Origin of the sequence: Pseudoalteromonas sp. bablab_jr011 (assembly GCF_016464045.1) — a bacterium.
In the GTDB taxonomy this organism is placed as follows: Bacteria; Pseudomonadota; Gammaproteobacteria; order Enterobacterales; family Alteromonadaceae; genus Pseudoalteromonas; species Pseudoalteromonas lipolytica.
The window spans coordinates 1-316 of record NZ_JACDWU010000152.1 but is presented as its reverse complement, the minus strand read 5'-3'; the positions used below and the strand labels follow the sequence as shown (position 1 = coordinate 316).

The 316-nt window shown below is 38.6% G+C and carries 1 pseudogene; it reads left to right on the top strand.

Annotation, left to right across the window (positions count from 1 at the left end):
• Positions 1 to 316: pseudogene (locus JIG41_RS07410) on the top strand (TonB-dependent receptor); the annotation flags it as partial.

Here is a 316-nt window from a genome sequence, read left to right as displayed (position 1 = left end):
AATGGTAACGTAACTGACTTACGTAACTTCTTACAAAACTCTGGTACATATAACGTTGAAGGTATCGACTTCTATACTGCATATAAGTTTGATACAGAATACGGTAGCTTCCGTACTTCACTAGATGTGTCATACGTTATGGCAAACGAGTTTGATGGTGAAGAGCAAGTAGGTGTTCAGTATGGTGATGCTGGTTATCCAGAATACAAAGGGACATTTGCATTAGATTGGGCTTTAGGTGATTTTGATGCTCATTGGCAAACTCGCTATGTAGATCGTATGCAAAACTACTATGATGTATTAGGTTACACGCCTT